The 17,942-nt window shown below is 68.6% G+C and carries 19 protein-coding genes; 9 read left to right on the plus strand and 10 right to left on the minus strand.

Annotated elements, in window-relative coordinates:
* Positions 1-52 precede the first annotated feature (52 nt).
* Both hutH and hutI read right to left on the minus strand, forming a co-directional pair.
* The gene (hutH, locus tag MZV50_RS06585) at positions 53-1,591 is read right to left on the minus strand and encodes a histidine ammonia-lyase (RefSeq protein WP_252633605.1); all 1,539 of its coding nucleotides are present in this window, start codon (positions 1,589-1,591) and stop codon (positions 53-55) included.
* Positions 1,576-2,781 (minus strand): imidazolonepropionase, encoded by a 1,206-nt coding sequence (gene hutI, locus MZV50_RS06590; RefSeq protein ID WP_252633606.1) that lies wholly within the window; start codon positions 2,779-2,781, stop codon positions 1,576-1,578. Before hutI ends, hutH begins: the two co-directional genes overlap by 16 nt.
* A gap of 72 nt (positions 2,782-2,853) precedes the next feature.
* Between hutI and MZV50_RS06595 the strand changes: the two genes are divergently transcribed.
* From MZV50_RS06595 to MZV50_RS06605, 3 genes are read left to right on the plus strand one after another with little or no spacing between them, the layout of a single operon-like run.
* On the plus strand, positions 2,854-4,233 hold the full coding sequence (locus tag MZV50_RS06595) for a formimidoylglutamate deiminase (RefSeq protein ID WP_252633607.1): 1,380 nt from the start codon (positions 2,854-2,856) through the stop codon (positions 4,231-4,233).
* Positions 4,230-4,937: a histidine utilization repressor gene (gene hutC, locus MZV50_RS06600; RefSeq protein ID WP_252633608.1), complete on the plus strand. Its 708-nt coding sequence runs from the start codon at positions 4,230-4,232 to the stop codon at positions 4,935-4,937. Before MZV50_RS06595 ends, hutC begins: the two co-directional genes overlap by 4 nt.
* Before the next feature lie 40 nt (positions 4,938-4,977).
* The gene (locus MZV50_RS06605) at positions 4,978-5,517 is read left to right on the plus strand and encodes a DUF1993 domain-containing protein (protein ID WP_252633609.1); all 540 of its coding nucleotides are present in this window, start codon (positions 4,978-4,980) and stop codon (positions 5,515-5,517) included.
* A gap of 16 nt (positions 5,518-5,533) precedes the next feature.
* Here the strand turns inward: MZV50_RS06605 and MZV50_RS06610 are convergent, their stop codons facing one another.
* The 5 genes from MZV50_RS06610 to MZV50_RS06630 all read right to left on the minus strand — a co-directional run bounded on the left by MZV50_RS06610 (position 5,534) and on the right by MZV50_RS06630 (position 11,592).
* Positions 5,534-6,088 (minus strand): hypothetical protein, encoded by a 555-nt coding sequence (locus tag MZV50_RS06610; protein WP_252633610.1) that lies wholly within the window; start codon positions 6,086-6,088, stop codon positions 5,534-5,536.
* A 10-nt stretch (positions 6,089-6,098) separates the two neighbouring features.
* Positions 6,099-6,389: a hypothetical protein gene (locus MZV50_RS06615; RefSeq protein WP_252633611.1), complete on the minus strand. Its 291-nt coding sequence runs from the start codon at positions 6,387-6,389 to the stop codon at positions 6,099-6,101.
* A gap of 169 nt (positions 6,390-6,558) precedes the next feature.
* Positions 6,559-6,984, minus strand: coding sequence for a GFA family protein (locus MZV50_RS06620; protein WP_436792211.1), 426 nt, complete (start codon positions 6,982-6,984; stop codon positions 6,559-6,561).
* A gap of 486 nt (positions 6,985-7,470) precedes the next feature.
* Entirely contained in the window at positions 7,471-8,694 is a 1,224-nt protein-coding gene (locus tag MZV50_RS06625) for a histidine-type phosphatase (RefSeq protein ID WP_252633613.1), read from the minus strand.
* Between the two features lie 96 nt (positions 8,695-8,790).
* Positions 8,791-11,592 carry a TonB-dependent receptor gene (locus MZV50_RS06630; RefSeq protein ID WP_252633614.1) on the minus strand — a complete coding sequence of 934 codons (2,802 nt, stop codon included), beginning with the start codon at positions 11,590-11,592 and terminating at the stop codon, positions 8,791-8,793.
* Between the two features lie 172 nt (positions 11,593-11,764).
* On the opposite strand from MZV50_RS06630, the gene MZV50_RS06635 reads away from it, so the two are divergent.
* Positions 11,765-12,526, plus strand: a complete 762-nt coding sequence (locus MZV50_RS06635; RefSeq protein WP_252633615.1) for a DeoR/GlpR family DNA-binding transcription regulator — start codon at positions 11,765-11,767, stop codon at positions 12,524-12,526.
* A gap of 107 nt (positions 12,527-12,633) precedes the next feature.
* Positions 12,634-13,398, plus strand: a complete 765-nt coding sequence (locus MZV50_RS06640) for an endonuclease/exonuclease/phosphatase family protein (RefSeq protein WP_354668924.1) — start codon at positions 12,634-12,636, stop codon at positions 13,396-13,398.
* Here MZV50_RS06640 and MZV50_RS06645 read toward each other — a convergent pair.
* A complete protein-coding gene (locus MZV50_RS06645) occupies positions 13,395-13,817 on the minus strand; it encodes a helix-turn-helix domain-containing protein (protein WP_252633617.1) in 423 nt (140 codons plus the stop codon). The genes MZV50_RS06640 and MZV50_RS06645 overlap by 4 nt on opposite strands.
* Before the next feature lie 301 nt (positions 13,818-14,118).
* Between MZV50_RS06645 and MZV50_RS06650 the strand changes: the two genes are divergently transcribed.
* From MZV50_RS06650 to MZV50_RS06665, 4 genes are all read left to right on the plus strand, one after another.
* On the plus strand, positions 14,119-14,646 hold the full coding sequence (locus MZV50_RS06650; RefSeq protein ID WP_252633618.1) for an RNA polymerase sigma factor: 528 nt from the start codon (positions 14,119-14,121) through the stop codon (positions 14,644-14,646).
* Positions 14,643-15,167 (plus strand): hypothetical protein, encoded by a 525-nt coding sequence (locus MZV50_RS06655; RefSeq protein ID WP_252633619.1) that lies wholly within the window; start codon positions 14,643-14,645, stop codon positions 15,165-15,167. Before MZV50_RS06650 ends, MZV50_RS06655 begins: the two co-directional genes overlap by 4 nt.
* On the plus strand, positions 15,155-15,682 hold the full coding sequence (locus MZV50_RS06660; protein ID WP_252633620.1) for a FecR family protein: 528 nt from the start codon (positions 15,155-15,157) through the stop codon (positions 15,680-15,682). Before MZV50_RS06655 ends, MZV50_RS06660 begins: the two co-directional genes overlap by 13 nt.
* 105 nt (positions 15,683-15,787) lie before the next feature.
* Positions 15,788-16,399, plus strand: a complete 612-nt coding sequence (locus tag MZV50_RS06665; protein WP_252633621.1) for a hydrolase — start codon at positions 15,788-15,790, stop codon at positions 16,397-16,399.
* Between the two features lie 75 nt (positions 16,400-16,474).
* Here MZV50_RS06665 and MZV50_RS06670 read toward each other — a convergent pair whose 3' ends face one another.
* Both MZV50_RS06670 and MZV50_RS06675 read right to left on the minus strand, forming a co-directional pair.
* The gene (locus tag MZV50_RS06670) at positions 16,475-16,960 is read right to left on the minus strand and encodes a cupin domain-containing protein (protein WP_252633622.1); all 486 of its coding nucleotides are present in this window, start codon (positions 16,958-16,960) and stop codon (positions 16,475-16,477) included.
* The gene (locus MZV50_RS06675; protein WP_252633623.1) at positions 16,957-17,877 is read right to left on the minus strand and encodes an alpha/beta fold hydrolase; all 921 of its coding nucleotides are present in this window, start codon (positions 17,875-17,877) and stop codon (positions 16,957-16,959) included. The genes MZV50_RS06670 and MZV50_RS06675 overlap by 4 nt, the downstream gene beginning before the upstream one ends.
* Positions 17,878-17,942: the final 65 nt, after the last annotated feature.

Here is a 17,942-nt window from a genome sequence, read left to right on the forward strand (position 1 = left end):
GTTCGATCTGGGCCCCGCCTTTCGCCGGGGAGATCGGGGTGGGGGGGAGGCATCAGCTAACCCCCGGCAGCTCGCCCGCCGCTTCGATCACCGCCCCCGATCGCACCAGGGCGTTGGCCGCCTCCAGGTCCGGGTGGAAGTGGCGGTCGTCCGTCAGGTGCGGCACCTGGCTCCGCGTCAGCTTGCGCACCGCTTCCAGCGCCGCGCTTGATCGCAGCGGGGCGTTGAAGTCGCAGCCCTGCGCCGCGGCCAGCAATTCGATTCCCAGGACGGCGGTCGCGTTCTCAACCATGGCCAAGAGGCGCCGCGCGCCGTGGGCGGCCATCGAGACGTGGTCCTCCTGGTTGGCCGAGGTCGGGATCGAGTCGACGCTGGCCGGATAGGCTTTCTGCTTGTTCTCCGAGACCAGGGCGGCGGCCGTGACCTGCGGGATCATGAAGCCGGAGTTCAGGCCCGGCTTGGGCGTCAGGAACGCCGGCAAACCGGAAAGCGCCGGGTCGACCAGCATGGCGATGCGGCGCTCGGCGATCGAGCCGATCTCGCAGACGGCCAGGGCGATCATGTCGGCGGCGAAGGCCACCGGCTCGGCGTGGAAGTTGCCGCCGGACAGCGCCTCGTCGGCTTCCGGAAAGATCAGCGGATTGTCGGAGACGCCGTTGGCCTCGGTCGCCAGCGTTGTGGCGGCCTGGCGCAGGACGTCCAGCGCCGCGCCCATCACCTGGGGCTGGCAGCGCAGGCAGTAGGGGTCCTGTACGCGCTCGTCGGCCTTCAGGTGCGAGGCGCGGATCTCGGACTGGGCCATCAGCGCGCGTAGGGCGGCGGCGGTCTCGATCTGGCCGGCGTGGCGGCGCAGGGCGTGGATACGCGGGTCGAACGGCGTGTCCGAGCCCTTGGCGGCCTCGGTCGACAGCGCGCCGGTGACCAGGGCCGACTGGAACAGCCGCTCGGCCTCGAACAGGCCCGCCAGGGCGTTGGCGGTCGAGAACTGGGTGCCGTTCAGCAGGGCCAGGCCTTCCTTGGGACCCAAGGTCAGCGGCTCCAGGCCGGCCTTCTTCAGCGCCTTGGACGCCAGCTTGCGCTCGCCGTCGACGAAGATCTCGCCGACCCCGATCATCGTCGCGGCCATATGGGCCAGGGGCGCCAGGTCGCCCGAGGCGCCGACCGAGCCCTGAGCCGGCACGACCGGGATCAGGTCCTGCCGCAGCATCACCTCCAGCATCCGCACGGTCTCGACCCGCACGCCCGAGGCGCCTTGGGCCAGGCTGGCCAGCTTCAGGGCCATCATCAGGCGGATCACCGGGACGGGCGAGGGTTCGCCCACGCCTGCCGCGTGCGACAGGACGATGTTGCGCTGCAGGGTCGCCAGGTCCGCGTCGCCGATGCGGACGCTGGCCAGTTTTCCGAAGCCCGTGTTGATCCCGTAGACCGGCTCGCCCTTGGCCAGGATGCGCTCCACGGCCGCCGCGCTTTCCGCGATCACCGGCCAGGCCGCCTCGGCGAGGGCGGCCTTCGCGCCCCGATAGATCGCCTTCCAATCGGCCAAAGGCACGTCGCCGGGGTTCAGAACAAGCTGGGTCACTGGCCTCTCCACACGCGCGCATGGAGCGGGTTGAAGCCCATGCGATAGACAAGTTCGGCGGGACGCTCGACCTCCCAGACGGCGAGGTCGCAGGCCTTGCCGGCCTCCAGCGTCCCGCGGTCGTTCAGGAGGCCCAGCGCTCGCGCGGCCTCGCGCGTCACGCCGGCCAGGCACTCCTCGACGGTCATCCGGAAGAGGGTGGCGGCCAGGTTCATGACCAGCAGCGGCGAGGTCAGGGGCGAGGTCCCGGGGTTGCAGTCGGTGGCCAGGGCCATGGGCACGCTCGCGGCGCGAAGGGCCGCGATCGGTGGGGCCTTGGTCTCGCGGGTGAAGTAGTAGGCGCCGGGCAGCAGGGTCGCGACCGTGCCCGAGGCGGCCATGGCGGCGACGCCGGCGGCGTCCAGATGCTCGAGGTGGTCCGCCGACAGCGCCCCGAATTCGGCGGCCAGCGCCGCGCCTTCGAGGTTGGACAGCTGCTCGGCGTGCAGCTTGACCGGCAAGCCGTGGGCGCGGGCCGCCTCGAACACCCGGCGGATCTGGGCGGGCGAGAAGCCGATGCCCTCGCAGAAGCCGTCGACCGAGTCGGCCAGGCCCCGCGCTGAGATGGCCGGCATCATCTTCTCGCAGACCAGGTCGACATAGCCGTCCGCGTCGTCGCGGTATTCGGGCGGCAAGGCATGGGCGCCCAGGAAGGTCGTGCTGATCCCGACGCGGCGGATGTCGGCCAGGGCGCGGGCGGCGCGCAGGCTCTTGAGTTCGTCCTCCAGGGAGAGGCCGTAGCCGGACTTGATTTCGACCGTGGTGACGCCTTCGGCGATCAGGGCGTCCAGGCGGGACAGAGCGGCTTGCACGAGCTCGCCTTCCGAAGCCGCGCGGGTGGCCCGCATGGTCGAGACGATGCCGCCGCCGGCCCGGGCGATCTCCTCGTAGCTGGCCCCGGCCAGGCGCAGCTCGAACTCGTGGGCGCGGTCGCCGGCGAACACGAGGTGGGTGTGCGGGTCGATCAGGCTGGGCGTGATCCAGCGACCCTCGCAATCGATCGTGCGGGTGGCTTCGAAGGCGGGGGCGTCATCGGCCGAACCAGCGTAGACGATGCGCCCGTCGCGGGCGGCGATCACGCCGCGCTCGACGATTCCCAGGCCCGGCCGCGTCGGGTCGAGGGTGGCGAGACGGCAAGTTATCCACAGGGTGTCGCACTGCATCCTGGTCGCCTCCCTCTCTTGCGGCGGGGTCTAATATGTATAGACATATTTGCGAACGATGAGGCTTGTCCAGTGACCGACGCCCAAAATCCCGAGCCGACGTCCACGGTGGTCTGGTGCGAGAGCGCCCTGCTGGCGGACGGCTGGGCGCGCGGCGTGAAGCTCACGCTCACCGACGGCCGCATCGCCCGGATCGACACCGACACCAGCGCGGGCGACGCTCAGCGCCTTGGTCCAGCCCTGCCGGGTCTGGGCAACGTCCACAGCCACGCCTTCCAGCGGGCCATGGCGGGCTTGGCCGAGACGCGCGGCGACACGGGCGACACCTTCTGGACCTGGCGCGAGGTGATGTACCGCTTCCTGGAGCGGCTGGACCCCGACATGGCCCAGGCCATCGCCGCCATGGGACAGGTCGAGATGCTGGAGGGCGGCTTCACGCGGGTGGGCGAGTTCCACTACCTGCACCACGCGCCCGACGGCGGCGCCTACGACAATCCGGCCGAGATGGCCGTGCGGATGGCAGCGGCGGCCGAGGAGACCGGGATCGGCCTGACCCTGCTGCCGGTGTTCTACGCTCACAGCAACTTCGGCGGCCTGCCGCCCTCGGACGGCCAGAAGCGCTTCATCCACGACGTGGACGGCTTCGCCCGGCTGGTCGAGGCTTGCCGCGAGATCGTCGCGCCGCTCCCCGAGGCGGTGGTCGGCGTCGCGCCGCACAGCCTGCGCGCCGTCACGGGCGAGGAACTGACCGCCATCCTGCCCCTGGCCGCCGGCGGGCCGATCCACATGCACGTGGCCGAACAGACCAAGGAGGTCGACGACTGCCTGGCCGCCACCGGCGCGCGGCCCGTCCGCTGGCTGATGAACCACGCCGAGGTCGACAAGCGGTGGTGCCTGGTCCACGCCACCCACATCAACGCCACCGAGACCGAGCGCCTGGCCAAGAGCGGCGCGGTGGCGGGCCTGTGTCCGGTGACCGAGGCCAATCTGGGCGACGGGATCTTTCCGGCCCCCGACTATCTGGCCGCTGGCGGAAGCTTCGGAATCGGCACGGACTCCAACATCGTGATCGACGCCGCCCAGGAGCTGCGGACCATGGAATACGCCCAGCGCCTGACCAAGCGGGCGCGCAACGTGCTGGCCGGCGGTTCGCGCCGTTCGACCGGCGGCGACCTGTGGCGGGCGGCGACCGTGGGCGGGGCTCAGGCCCTGGGCGTTGGCCGCGGCGGCCTGCGTCGTGGTGCGCCGGCCGACTTCATCACGCTGGATCCGAACCATCCGAACCTGGTCGGCCGGTCGGGCGACACGCTGATCGACAGCCTGGTGTTCGCCGGCGGCGGGATCGACACCGTCTGGCGGCATGGCCAGCAACGGGTCTCCGGTGGTCGCCACCATGCGCGCGAGGCGATCACCGCGCGCTACGTCCAGACCCTGAAGGCCCTGCTGGCGTGACCGGACCGCTGCATCAGCGCATCCGCTCGGAGATCGAGGCTCGCATCCGCTCGGGCGAATGGGCGCCCGGCCACCGGGCCCCGACCGAGGCCGAGCTGATGGAACAGTACGGCTGCGCGCGGATGACGGTGAACAAGGCCATGACCGCCTTGGTCGAGGCCGGGCTGATCGTGCGCCGCAAGCGGGCCGGCTCGTTCGTGGCCCGGCCCAAGGTGCACGCGCCGGTGCTGAACATCCCCGACATCCAGTCCGAGATCGTCGCGCGCGGCGAGGCCTACGCCTTCCGCCTGCTGTCGCGCACGGTGCGGGCCGCCGATCGCGACAGCCCCGACGAGGTCGCGCTGGCGGCCGGCGGCAAGCTCCTGGAGCTGGACGGCGTGCACGACGCCGGCGGCCGGCCGTTCGCCCTGGAGCGGCGGCTGGTCTCGCTGAAGGCCGCGCCCGAGATCGAGGCCGCCGATTTCGCCGAACATCCGCCCGGCGCCTGGCTTCTGGAGCACGTCGCCTGGACCGAGGCCGAGAGCCGCATCGGCGCCATCAACGCCGATGCCGCCGACGCCCGCCTGCTGGCCCTAGACGAAGGCGCGGCCTGCCTGGTCGTCGACCGCCGCACCTGGCGCGAAGGCCAGCACGTCACCCGCGTGCGGCAGGTTTTCCCAGGCGAGGCCTATGATCTGGTGGCGCGGTTCGGGCCTAGCGCCTGACGCGGACTCCCGCTTAGCTTCCGCCGAACCGGAGGACGCCATGGACCTGCACGCGATCGCCATCCCCACCTACGTCCAGATGCTGAAGGGCCTGTCGGCCCAGCTGACCAAGGGCGAGGCCTATGCGGCCGAGGGTGTCATGCGGCCGGAGGCGCTGATCGGCGCGCGCCTGGCGCCGGACATGTTCCCGCTGGCGACCCAGGTGCGGTTCGTCTGCACCCAGGCCAGCGACATGCTCAAGCAGTTGGCGGGCGGTGAGCCGTTCGCCCCGGCCGAGGACGCGACCGATTTCGACGGCCTGCGGGCCCAGCTGGCCGACGCCATCGCGCGGGTCCAGGCGACGCCCGCCTCGGCCTTCGACGGCGCCGCGGAGCGGAAGATCGAACTGAAGATGCCCAACGGGATCATCTTCGACCTGACCGGCGAGCAGTTCCTGCGCGACTGGGCGCTGGCCCAGTTCTACTTCCACCTGACGGCGGCCTACGCGATCCTGCGCCACAAGGGCGTGCCGTTGGGCAAGCCCGACTGGGTCCCGCACATGTTCGCCTACATCCGGCCGGGGACGCTGCCGGGGCGATAGCACCGGGCGCTAGGCCCTAGCGTCCCGCCCACGGCGCGGTGGGATCGCGCGGTTCGCCCCAGCGGTTGACGGCTGGGTCGTCGGACGGGGCGGGGCAGGTCTCGGTGGGCAGGTTCGCCTTCTTGTCGATCGCGCAGGCGCAGAGGCCGCAGACCTGGCTCTGTCCGGCGCCGACGAGCCTGTGGACCAGGTGCTGACCCGGCGGCCGGAGCTCGGGGCAGGCCTGGCAGGCGGCCTTGCGCGTCTGGACCTGGGCTTCGGGCACGGGGCGAAAGCCGATCAGGGCCCATCGCGCCAGGGCCTTCGTCGCCGCGCCCAGCAGCGCCGACGTCGGGGGCGGCGCCCACTTGGGCAGGCTGGCTCCGACCGCGCGGGCGGCGACTGGGGAGCCGGCCAGGGCGCCGGGGCGCTCCTCGATCAGGTCGCGCAGGAACATCGGGTCGACGGCCGCGCGCAACGCGACGGCCCGGGGAACAGGCTCGTCCAGTTCCAGCGCCTGGGCCAGCGACCAGGAGAAGGCCGCCAGGGCCTCCTCCTGACCGTCGAGAGATCTGGGGCTCTCGGAGGACACCGGGCTGGCCCTAGGCGAAGGCTTCCACGGTGACGCCGCTCGACTGGTAGCAGCCGTCGATATTGGACTGCAGCGCGCTGTTGATCGACGAGCAGGGCACGATCCAGGGGCTGTCGGTGCACTGGACCCAGGCCGTCTGGGAGCCGGGGTCATAGGACCAGGCGAAGGTGAAGCCGCTCTTGGAGAAGGACCCGCTGTTGGGGAACGGGTTGGGGCCGCCATGGTTGATGGCCAGTTGGCTGACGCACGACCAGACGGCGGGCGTGACGTTGTTGTAGTTGAGCTGAGCGCAAGCGGACATGACAGGCCTCCCTTATGAAATGCAATTCTTGAGCGAGAATTGCTGATATAAACCTATTAGGTGCATAAGGGCATTTATGCAAGCATGAGATGTCTCAATGCGAGAATATCTCGCATAGGATGTATTTTAAAGATCGATGGCCCTGGTGAGGGAGGCGGTCGAGGCGAGCCTAGTCCGGCATGGTCTCGAACCGCGTCACGCCCTCGGGCGGGATCACCCAGGCCGGGCGGTCGCGGTCGAACAGCAGCATGGTCGGCTTGAACAGGCTCGGGTCGTCCAGCGAGCCGGCGTAGATCGTGTGGCTGTCGTGCAGGCCGTGCTCGCCGCCGAAAACGAGGCCGCCGCAGGTGGGGCAGGAGTTGCGCGTCGCCTCGCCGCCCCGGAACGCTAGGCTGCGGTACTGGCGCGCCGGACCGGTGATGGCCAGGGCCGAGGCCGCGAAGCCCATGAACGGAATGAACCCCGCCCCGGACGCCTTCCGGCAGTCACCGCAGCAGCACATGCCCATGAAGTCGGGCGCGCGGGACGCTTCCCAACGTAACGCGCCGCACAGGCATCCGCCTCTGAAGGTGGGGTTGGGCGTGGGAGAGTCCAATTTAGAGCATCTTCAAAACTTGAATAAGTTCAGTCTGCTGAAAGTTCATGGACAGGGGCGCTTAATGAACTCTTGTCCGCGCCGAATTCCATCTGGCGCATCTTGGATCCATTGAGTCAACGCCGTCACGGAGCTCGGAAGATAGTGCCAGTAGCGGAGCGTTCTATCATCGCGATCATAGCATGCGATCCATTTCGTCAGGCCGTCTTCGCACGGGGCCTGCATGCTGATGTTGTGCCCTGGAGTATATGAATAAGAAACATTGGCGACAGAGGCTGCAACGCTCAGAGTCGCGTCCATATCGGCCAGAACCTTATCGTAGTGAAGTGTACCCATTGGACGCCTTCTCAAGTTCATTATCAAAGCTGAAGCAGCTATACTTGGCGACAAAGGTTGAGCTGGCGTTTCTAAAAGACTTCAATCCGCACCTAGCGTGGAGCGTATATGGCTGGGAGAAGCTTTAGCAGAGAGCCTTAGAGGGCGGGTTCAGTCTGGCGAGTCCGTGTTCGTCGTGATCGCCGCTTCGAGGCGGCGGCGAAATTCGCCCGATGGAATGGCGCGGGAGTCATGGCCCAGGACACCGATCGCCGGCCTCGAAACGCGGTCGTTCAAGCCGCGCAGCGCCTGTGGCGACTGGGTCTGGTAGTAGACGCGGACCGATCGGCTTCCCGCGTCGTCCACTAGGCTCATGAAGATCAGCGCGCCGCCGGGCGGAACGTCGCCCGTCGCGTAGCCCGGCGCGTCGAGGCGTGCGCCCAACGCCGCCGCCATGGCCGTGACGTTGGTGTCGTGGCCCATGAAGATGTCGACGCCGCCAACGCTGGGCGCATCCAGGGCTTCCAGCACCCGCCGGCTGAGCGGGCCGGCCTGGCGCGCGGTCATGTAGGGCGGGCGGGTGAAGACGTCGAACAGGGCGGCGTGGAGCGCGCCGAGGCGTTTCAGGGTGTCGGGCTCGACACCGCGCCAACTGGCGGCGGCGGGAGACAGGCCCTCGACATATTGCAGCAGCAGCACCTGGGCCGTGCCCGAGGCGTCGCGGATCGGTCCGGTCAGATCGATCCCGCGTCCGTCCGCCGAAGGGGCGACACTGGAGGCGCGCCGGGGCGAGCAGGCCTTGCCCGCGCCGCAGTCCAGCACCCGGTCCAGCTCGTCGAGCGCCGGTTGCAGGCGAGCGGCCAGGTGATCGACGCCGCCGGTATAGGCCTGGATCGAGGCGATGGCCGCCGCCGGATCGAACGGGGCGACACCCGCGCGCAGCGGTTCGAACAGCGGATCGACTTCGTTTGGCGGGCGATGGCCGACAGGAGTTTCGCAGCCGGGCGTCAGGCCCCGGGCGAAGGCCTCGCCACTGGCGATCGTGCGCTCGGCGGTGTTGGTCCAGATTCTCACCTGGCCCTCGGCGGGGCACCCAAGCGCCGGCAGCACGCCCAGGCCGGCCAGCCAGCGGCGGTCGGAGCGCCCCAGGATGTCGAGCGCCTTGGCGCCATGCGCGGTCAGATGCTCGGGTGGGACGGACCAGGTCGGCCAGGGGGCGCCGGTCAGGGTGTCCAGCGGCGCCTCGCCCACGATCGGCGCGCGAACGCCGTGGCGCATGATGATGACGACCCGCTCGACACGCGGAGAGGCGGCCAGGCTGGCGGTCGCGCACGCCATCATCGCGCAGGCGAGCAGCACTTGCGCCAGCAAATGGCGAGGGCGGAGGCCGGGCATGATCAAGTCCTTTGCGGTGTCTGGCCGAAACGCGGCGATGCGCCCCTCGCGGGAGGAGCGCATCGCGTCTTCAAAGCGCCGGGGATGGCGGCGCCGTCAGAAGCTCTTCTTGAGTGTCAGCAGCGTGGTGCGGCCGGAGTCGACGACGTCCGAGACGGCCAAGCTGTCGCGGCCGACGTGCGACCAGTAGGTGTAGTTCTTCAGGAGGTTGGCGACCGACAGGTCCAGCTTGAAGCCATTGCCGAAGGCGTAGCCCACGTGCAGGTCGACGCTGCGCATCGGCCGGACCCACAGATTGTCCCATTCCCCGGCCTGATCCAGCACGTCGTACGCCGACAGGTAGGCGCCCGAATAGTGGTAGATCACGTCGAAGCTGAAGCCGCCCTTCTGGTAGAACAGCGTGGCGTCGGCCAGCCAGTCGGGGGCGTTCTGGATGCGGTTGTCGACGCCGTCGCCGAGGTCGACGCTGGTCCACTGGCGGGTGACGTTGACGCCCGCGCCCAGGCCGCTCAGCAGGCCCGGCAGGTCCGCGAACTTCTGGCGCAGCTGCAGTTCCACGCCATAGACATCGCCGTCGCCGCCATTGGTAGGCTGGCTGATCGTGGTCTTGCCCTCGGCGTAGGTGTCGGTGTTCACCGAGCTGGAGCCGTTGTCGTACATGTAGTCCGACAGGCGCTTGTAGAAGCCGCCGAGCATGGCGTAGCCGCCCTTGCTGTTGCTCCACTCGCCCGACAGATCCAGGTTGATCGCCTTGATCGGCTTCAGGTCGGGATTGCCGCGCGAGATCGAGACGCTGCCGTCGTCGCTGATCGCGCGGCGCTCGCCGCCGGCCAACTGGATGAAGGCCGGACGGGTGTAGGACGTCCAGACCGAGCCGCGATAGACGGCCGCGTCACTGGGGCGCCAGGTCACGAACACGCTGGGCAGCACCTCGTTGTACTCGGTGCGGCTGGTGGCCCAGGCGCCCGTCTGTTCGCCCGCGCTGGTGGTCGGGATCGCCCAGTACAGGTTGTCGATCTTGGTGTGCTCGTAGCGCAGGCCGGGCGAGACCTCGACGTCGCCGAACTGGTAGTCAGCCACGGCGTAAAGCGAGGCTACGGCCTCGTCGCCCTTCTGGGTGTTGCAGTTCCAGTTGTTGACGGCGTTCGAGCCGCAGGTGTCGAAAGAGGCGTCGGTCTTGTACTTGTAGAAGTACTCGAACAGCTTCTCCTGGCTGACCTTGGGCACGCGCCATTCGTATTGGCCCGGGAACACGGCGTCGTAATAGCTGGTCGACAGGCCCAGGCTCTGCCAGGTCAGGCCGCCCTGGCCCAGCAGGTTGGCGAAGTGGTCGTTGGTCCAGTCGCGGTTGGTCACCCGGCGGTGGCTGTCGACATATTTGCCACCCAGCTTGACCCATTGCAGGGCGCGGCCTTCGAACACGCGCTTGGCGTCGAACTTGAAGCCGTACTTCTGCTGGCCGCTGAACTGCTCGGTCAGCTGGCCCGCGCGGCGCGCCAGGAGGGCGGTGTTTGCGTTGTTCAGGTCATCGTGGATCGTCGGGGTGAACAGCGGGTAGGGCAGGTTGTCGGCGTAACCGATCGACAGACCGCCCAGCGGCCGGTTCGAGCCGCTGTTGTACCGGTCGCTCTGATTGATGCGGGCCGAGGCCTCGATGTGGTTAGGGCGATCGTTGTTCCCGGCGCTGTAGAAGACCTGCGGCGACAGCGTCCACGCGCCGAGGGTCTTGTCGAAGCCGGCCTGCACGGTGGCCAGATCAGCTTCTTCCGGGTTGGTCTCGTACCAGACGCGGGTGGAGATCTGGTCGACGCTCAGGGCGTAGCGACCGCTGCCGGCGACCGTCTCCTTGTAGCTCTTGCTTGTGCTGACGAACTGGCTGAGCGTCGAGTTTTGCTGGGTCTTGGCGAAGGCGTAGGAGCCGCGCAGATAAGCGTCCAGCGTCTCGTCGGGGCGCCAGTTCAGGGTGAAGTTGCCGCCCCAGCGCTCGGTGTAGCCGTTGGAGACGCCGATGTTCAGGCCGGTTTGGGTGATGTTCTTCTCGGGATCCAGGCCCGGATAGCTGGCGCCGGCGGCGTCGCGGACCAGATAGCTCCAGCCGCCGTCGTTCTGGGCGGCCATGACGCCGGCCATCTCGCTGTTGGCGTAGTTGCGCTTGTCGTAGAAGGCGCTGGCATAGACGCCGAAGCTCTGCTCGGGGCCGAACTTCTGGGCCCATTCGGCCGACAGCCCTCCGCCCAGGCCCTCGTCGCCGTAGTCGCGAGCCCGGCTCTCGACGCGGCCCGACGCGGTGATCGAGCCGGCGAAATCGTCGCGGAAGTCGCAGGCCGACGGCGTGCGGAAGTCGACCGTGCCGCCGATGGCGTCGCCGTCCATGTCGGCGGTCGAGGTCTTGTTCAGCACGATGGTGTGCAGGCCGGACGGCGGCAGCAGGCTCAGCTGGACCTGGCGGCTGTAGGGCATGCCCTGGGCGACCGTCACGCCATTGATCATGTTGACGTTGAACTCGGCGTTCAGGCCACGGATCGACACGAACATGCCTTCGCCGCGCGAGGCGCCGTCGATTCCGCCGAAGAACGACGAGCCGGTGTTCATCACGTTGACGCTGGGCATCATGCCCAGGGCCTCGGCCACGTTGTGGACGGCGGTGTGCTCCAGGTCCTCGGCCGACAGCACCGCCACCGCGTTGGCGGCGCGCATCTGGGTCTTGGCCGCGTCGTTGCGATTGGCGACGATCACCAGCGAGTCGATCGTGTCCGACGGTTCAGCCGAGGCGGCGGTCTCGGCGTGAGCGCCGGCGGCCCAACCCAGGCCGAAGACGCTGGCCAGCAGGACGGCCCTGATCGCCTTGCCCGTCGCGCGAGCCCCGCGCGCGCCGTGTTCACCCGTCCACTCAAACATGTCTGCCCCTGCCCATTACGCGGTTTCGCGACGGCGGGGCTCTTAAGGGGGCGTCGAGACAGTCCTGTGACGTTGTTGTGCAAATTGAGAGAATGTGCGCCTTGATCTTGGAAAATCCACAGGAATGGGTCACACATTCCACAACTTGGCGACGACAGGGGAGGAAGGGCGCATGCTCAGGCGCGAGGATCGCCAGCGCGAAATTCTGCGCAAGCTGAAGCCGGGCGAAAACCATGCGATCGGGCGACTGGCCCAGGATCTGGCGGTCTCCGAGGAAACGATCCGTCGCGAGCTGCGCGTGCTGGCCGCGCGCGGCGACGTGGTCTGGACCCATGGCGCCGTCCAGCTCGCGGTGGTCTCCAACGAAGGTCCACTGGACCGGCGCATGCAGGAAAACGTCGCGGAAAAGGGCCGCATCGCCGCGGCGGCGGCCGAGTACGTCCGGGACGGCGACACCATCTTCATCGACGCGGGAACGACAGCCTGCTTCGTGGCGCGCCGTCTCGCCTCCGTGCGCCAGGGGCTAAAGGTGATCACCAATTCCCTGGTGGTCGCCGAGACGCTCGGCGGGCGAAACGGCAACACCCTGTTCCTGGCCGGCGGAGAGCTGGACTACGACTACAGGGCGTTTTCGGACCACGTCGCCCAGGCCTACATCGCCCAGTTCACGCCGCATCTGGCGATCCTGACCGTCGGCGGCGTGCATCCCGACCACGGCCTGATGGATCGACACGCACGCGAGGCGGTGATGAGCCGGATCGTCTACGAGCGCGCCGACCGCGTGCTGCTGGCCGCCGACCACACCAAGTTCGGCCGGCTTGGCCTCATTCGCACGGCCTCGCCCGAAGAGGTCGACATCCTGGTGACCGACGCGCCGCTGGATGAGGCCCACGCCCAGGCCTTCCGTCGCGCCAACGTCGTCATCGCCCCCTAAGCGTCATGGCCATGATCTCGCACCGTCTCCGACTCGCCGTAGCCGCCCTCGCGCTCGCCACCGCGCATCCCGTCGCCGCCCAGGCCCAAGAGCCTTCGTTCCGGGTGATGAGCTACAACATCCGCTACGACAATCCCGAGGATCGCCCCGACTGGCGCGCCCGTCGCGGCCCGATGGCGCGGCAGATCGCCTCCATCTCGCCGGACATTCTGGGCGTGCAGGAAGCACTGCTCCCCATGGTGGCGGACCTGTCGGCCGGACTGCCCGACTACGCGCACTATGGCGTCGGGCGCGACGACGGCGACAAGGCCGGGGAGACCACGACCATCTTCTATCGCGACGCCCGGTTCGAGCGACTGCTGGCCGAGACCCGTTGGTGTTCGCCGACGCCCGAGCGGCCCGGCAAGGCCTATGACGCGGCCCTGCCCAGAACCTACACCCGGGTCGTGCTGCGCGATCGCGCCAGCGGGGTGCTGCTGGACGTGCGCAACGCCCATCTCGATCACAAGGGCGCGGAGTCGCGGCGGCTGTGCGCTCGGCAGATCCGCGACCAGGCCGCCTGGCCCAACGCTCGTCTGGTGGTGCTCGGCGATTTCAACAGCCTCCCGACCGATCCGCCGCACGCCGCCCTGACCTCGGGCGAGAACGGATTGCGCGACGCGCGGGCCGCCAGCGCCGTCGTGTCCGGTCCGGCGGGGACCTTCAACGACTTCTCGCCCAGCGCTCCGCCGACGGGGCCCATAGACTATGTCTTCGTCGATCGCGGCTTCCGGACGGCGCGCTTCGCCACCCTGACCGACACCCACGATGGCCAGGTGATCTCGGACCACTTTCCGGTCGTCGCCGAGATCGTCCTGCGTCCGCTGAACTAGGCCAGCGCCTGTTGGCGACGCCAGCGGCTGGGCGTGCTGCCGATCACCGTGTGGAACAGGCGTGACATGTGCGCCTGGTCGCAAAAGCCGCAATCCAGGGCGATGGCGCAGAGCGGCGTGCGGCTCTGGCGCATCAGGCTCTGGGCGCGCTCCAGCCGGCTGCGGATCACGTAGGCGCGCGGCGCCACGCCGAAGCTGCCCCGGAAGCGCCGCGAGAAGTAGCTGGCGCTCAGGCCGACCAGGCCCGCGAGATCGTGGACGCTGATCGGCTGGTCGAGATGCTCGCGAATATGCCGGGCGACCTTGCGCTCCTGCCATGGCGCCAGGCGTGACGCTTGCTGAAGGATCTCGGCTTCGAACGCGGCCGCCGCCGTCGGCAGTTCGCTCGCGCCGATCAGGGAAAAGCTCATCATGCTCATGATCGTGACCTCCGTCGGCGGCCGCTGTTGTCCGCCTGACCTGGGAGCACGCAGGACGATCCGAATTCCTCATCGACCATCGTTCGGGAATTCGGCCGGCGAGATTTTTCATTCGATCAAAAAGGCGCTTATTTACAGGAGCTTACTCGCCGCCTGAGCGCCGGCGTGGTGCGAGGTCGACGAAAAAGAAAATTTTCCGGTGAGGACTTTTTTCGGGGCTGCGTTCTGCCTCCTCGAAGCCGGCGTCCGTGACGTTGGACACAAGGCGGAGTCTCTGATGGGAATGGCGCGAGAGGGGCTGATGACAGATGCTTCCGACGCCGCCGCGCGCGCGGACGCCTTCGCCAGGCAGGCGGCGGCGATGCGCGGACCGCTGGCCGCCTATTTCCGTCGGCGGGTGCGTAACGCCGGCGAGGTGGAGGACCTCGTGCAGGAGGTCTTCCTGCGCCTGACCGTGCGCGGCACGCCGGAGAATACGGACCACGCCAGCGCCTATATCTTCCAGACGGCCGCCAGCGTGCTGGCCGACCGCTACCGTCGTCGGGTGGTCCGTCACGCCGACGACCACGTCGCGCTGGATCCCGACCTGCAGGGCGAGCAGGATTTCGACCCCGCCCGCATCTATGCCGGCAAGCAGGCCTTGAACGCCGCCGCCGCGGCCCTCATGACCATGCCGGAACGAACGCGAACGATCTTCCTGCTTCGCCGCATCGACGGTCTGCGCCACCAGGCCATCGCCACGCAGCTGGGCCTGTCGGTGAGCGCGGTGGAGAAACATATGGTTCGCGCCATCGAACATCTCATGGCCCACGCGGGAGGCGCCCGATGACCCGCCAAAGCCCCGATCCGGCGCAAGAGGCCGCGCGCTGGCTGGCCCGTGACGATCTGGACCAGTCGCCCTATCGCGAGCAGTTCGCCGCCTGGCTGGACGCCAGCGAGGACAACCGCGAGGCCTGGGTCAAGGCCCACGAGATGTGGGACGTCTTCGACGACGCCGAGGAAAACGACCTGATCGCCGCCATGGCCCGCGCCGCCCGCCAGGCCAAGCCCGAGCCCGTGGCCAGGACTTATTGGCCGCAGCTGATCGCCGCCTCCATCGCCACCCTGGCGGTTTCGGCGACCCTGCTGATCGGCGCGCAGCAGGGCTGGTTCGGCGGGCACGCCGCCAAGCCGGTCCAGGTCGCGACCAACGAGGCGACCTCACTCACCGCCGTCGGCCGCGCCGACTACGTCACGGGCAAGGGCCAGAAGTCGATCGTCGACCTGCCGGACGGCACCCGCGTCACGCTGGACGCCGAGAGCGCGGTGGACGTCGCCTTCACGAGGGGCGGCGCGACGTGCGCCTTCTGAACGGCCGGGCCTTCTTCGACGTGGCCCACGACCGCGCCCATCCCTTCGCCGTCCAGGCGGGCGGACGTGTCGTGACGGCGCTCGGCACCCAGTTCGACGTGCGCCTGACGCCGGGGGCGGTACGGGTGGTGCTGGCCGAGGGCAGCGTCTCGGTGGCCTCGGCGCCCGGCGGCCCCTCCGCGCCGATGGTCAAGCTGGCCCCCGGCCAGGACTTCGCCGCCCAGGATGGCAAGGCGGGCAAGGTGTCGTCGACCGACCTCGGCGAGGCCCTGGCCTGGAAGCAGGGGGTGGTGGAATTTCAGGACCGCCCTTTGTCCGACGCGATCGAAGTGCTGAACCGCTACACGCGCGCCCAGATCGTCATCAAGGATCCGAAGGTGGCGGCGCTGCGCATCACGGGTGTGTTCAAGACAGGTGACATCCCGCGCTTCGGTCGTTCGGTGTCTCAGGTCTTGCCCGTCAAGATGATCGCGCGTGACGCGGATACATATGAACTGGTTTCGACGCGCCGGTAGTCGTCATTCTACATGAGGAAATTTGAAAAGGCTGCGTTCTGACTCAGTAGAGCGCGGCGAAATCATTTCGGTCGATGCTCGAAAAACTTGAGCGAGGACGCCGACATGACATCGCCCCTGACCCTCCGCGATCCGCTGGCCGATCACCTGCTGACGCCGCAGAACGCCGCCCTGCTGATCATCGACTTCCAGCCCGTCCAGGTCTCGTCCATCGTCACGATGGAAAAGCGCCTGCTGATCGCCAACGTCGCAAACCTGGCCAAGACGGCGCGGCTCTACGACCTCCCGGTGGTGCTGACCACGGTCAATGTCGCCACCGGCCTGAACACGCCGACCATCACGCCGATCACCGACGTCCTGCCCGGCGTCACGCCCATCGATCGCACCGCCATCAACGCCTGGGAGGACGAGGACTTCGTCGCCGCGGTGAAGGCCACGGGCCGTCGGAAGCTGATCATGGTCGCCCTGTGGACCGAGGTCTGCCTGGCGTTCCCGGCCCTGGACGCCCTGGCCGAGGGCTACGACGTGTTCGCGGTGGTGGACGCGGTGGGCGGCACCTCGGAACTCGCCCATCGCGCGGGGATCGACCGCGTCGTCCAGGCCGGCGGCAAGCCGGTCAGCTGGATCCAGGTGGCGTGCGAGCTGCAGCGCGACTGGAACCGCAAGGACACCGCCCAGGGCTTCGCCGAGATCGTCCTGCGGTCGGTCGGCCACTAGAGGCAGGCGCGAAAAGAAAGGGAGCAAGGCTGGTCGGCCTTGCTCCCTTTTTGTCGGATCATGGTCGCGGTCGCCTCAGGGCTTGGGCGCGTTGGCGGCCTCGACATAGTCGGTGCTGGTCGGGCCATAGCCCGAGATGTAGACGCTGGCGCCTTCTGGACCGGTCATGGCGAAGTGATCGACCCCGGCCGGCTCGCTGTAGAAGCTGCCCGGCGGCAGCACCTTGACCAGCGCCGCGTCGGCCTGGCGGCCGTAGCCGAAGCGCCAGACGCCGGCGACGACGATCGCGGTGCGGTCGTCGCGATGGCTGTGCGCGGCGATGCGCATGTTGGGCGGGACCCGCAAGGCGATCGTGTAGGGGCCGGCCTTGGTCGGATCCCCGTACAGCACTGTCGTGCGGATGCCGGACACGCCCGAGGTGCCGGCGGTGGCGCCGCCCTCGACGAGGGCGGCGACGTCCGTGGGGCTCAGGCGCACGAGGCGCTCCTGGGCGATGGCGGCGCCGGCGAAACCGATCAGGACGATCGCGGCGCCGACAGAGGCGAGACGGCGGCGGCTCATTGTTTCGCATCCAGGAAATCGCGGACCAGCGTCACCGTCGCCTTGGGGTTTTCCTCCATGATCCAGTGACCGGAGTCGGGGACCACGCCCTCGGTGACGTTGCTGGCGGCGAAGCGCATCACGGTCGCCATCATCGGGCCGAACGACTTCTCGCCGCCCAGGGCCAGCACCGGCATGGTCAGCTTGCCCTGCGCCACGAAGACCTTGTTGTCGGCGGCGTCCTGGTCGAAGGCGGCGAATTGCGAGAACCCGCCGTGCATGGCGCCGGGCTGGGCGTAGAGCTTGGCGTAGTGCTCGCGCGAGGCTTCGGTGAAGCGGGCGGGCGTGGCCGAGAACTCGTTCCAGAAGCGGTCCAGATAGATCCGCTCGCGGCCGGCGACCAGCCGCTCCATGTCCGGGCCGCCGAAGCGGAAGTGCCATAGCAGCGGGTTCTTGAGGATCTCGTCCCACGGCCCGACGCCCGGCAGGGGCGCATCGATCAGGACGAAGCGGCCGACCCGATCGCGATGCTCGGCGGCGAAGGCGTAGCCGACCATGTTGCCGATATCGTGGGTGACCAGGTCGGTCTTGGTGACCTTCAGGGCGTCCAGCACGCCGGCCACGTCGCCGCCTTGAGTCTTCTTGTCGTAGCCGCCGGAAGCCGGCTTGGACGACAGGCCCAGGCCGCGCAGGTCCGGCACGATGACGGTATGGTCCTTGGCCAGGTTCTCGGCGAGCGGCTCCCACATGTCGCCGGTTTCGCCATAGCCGTGCAGCAGCACCACGGCGGGTCCCTTGCCGCCGACCCGGACGTGGATCGTCACCCCGTTGGTGGCGATCTCCTGCATCTTGAAGTCGGCGGGGAAGGGCTTGACCTGCGCCATGGCCGAGGTCGAAAGCAATGTCGCCGCCAGGGCGACGGAAGCGAGTTTGAACATCTGCTGTCCTCCGGATTGGACGTCCGGCGGGACGTCCTCATCAGGCGGAACGCAGGTTTTCGAAG

The organism is Caulobacter segnis (assembly GCF_023935105.1).
Taxonomy (GTDB): Bacteria; Pseudomonadota; Alphaproteobacteria; order Caulobacterales; family Caulobacteraceae; genus Caulobacter; species Caulobacter segnis_B.

Excerpts from the sequence above, each read along its gene's own strand:
- hutI (WP_252633606.1), bottom strand. The coding sequence starts at position 2,781 with ATGCAGTGCGACACCCTGTGGATAACTTGCCGTCTCGCCACCCTCGAC.
- MZV50_RS06605 (WP_252633609.1), top strand. The coding sequence starts at position 4,978 with ATGGACCTGCACGCGATCGCCATCCCCACCTACGTCCAGATGCTGAAG.
- MZV50_RS06615 (WP_252633611.1), bottom strand. The coding sequence starts at position 6,389 with ATGTCCGCTTGCGCTCAGCTCAACTACAACAACGTCACGCCCGCCGTC.
- MZV50_RS06625 (WP_252633613.1), bottom strand. The coding sequence starts at position 8,694 with ATGCCCGGCCTCCGCCCTCGCCATTTGCTGGCGCAAGTGCTGCTCGCC.
- MZV50_RS06630 (WP_252633614.1), bottom strand. The coding sequence starts at position 11,592 with ATGTTTGAGTGGACGGGTGAACACGGCGCGCGCGGGGCTCGCGCGACG.
- MZV50_RS06635 (WP_252633615.1), top strand. The coding sequence starts at position 11,765 with ATGCTCAGGCGCGAGGATCGCCAGCGCGAAATTCTGCGCAAGCTGAAG.
- MZV50_RS06640 (WP_354668924.1), top strand. The coding sequence starts at position 12,634 with ATGAGCTACAACATCCGCTACGACAATCCCGAGGATCGCCCCGACTGG.
- MZV50_RS06645 (WP_252633617.1), bottom strand. The coding sequence starts at position 13,817 with ATGAGCATGATGAGCTTTTCCCTGATCGGCGCGAGCGAACTGCCGACG.
- MZV50_RS06650 (WP_252633618.1), top strand. The coding sequence starts at position 14,119 with ATGACAGATGCTTCCGACGCCGCCGCGCGCGCGGACGCCTTCGCCAGG.
- MZV50_RS06655 (WP_252633619.1), top strand. The coding sequence starts at position 14,643 with ATGACCCGCCAAAGCCCCGATCCGGCGCAAGAGGCCGCGCGCTGGCTG.
- MZV50_RS06665 (WP_252633621.1), top strand. The coding sequence starts at position 15,788 with ATGACATCGCCCCTGACCCTCCGCGATCCGCTGGCCGATCACCTGCTG.
- MZV50_RS06670 (WP_252633622.1), bottom strand. The coding sequence starts at position 16,960 with ATGAGCCGCCGCCGTCTCGCCTCTGTCGGCGCCGCGATCGTCCTGATC.
- MZV50_RS06675 (WP_252633623.1), bottom strand. The coding sequence starts at position 17,877 with ATGTTCAAACTCGCTTCCGTCGCCCTGGCGGCGACATTGCTTTCGACC.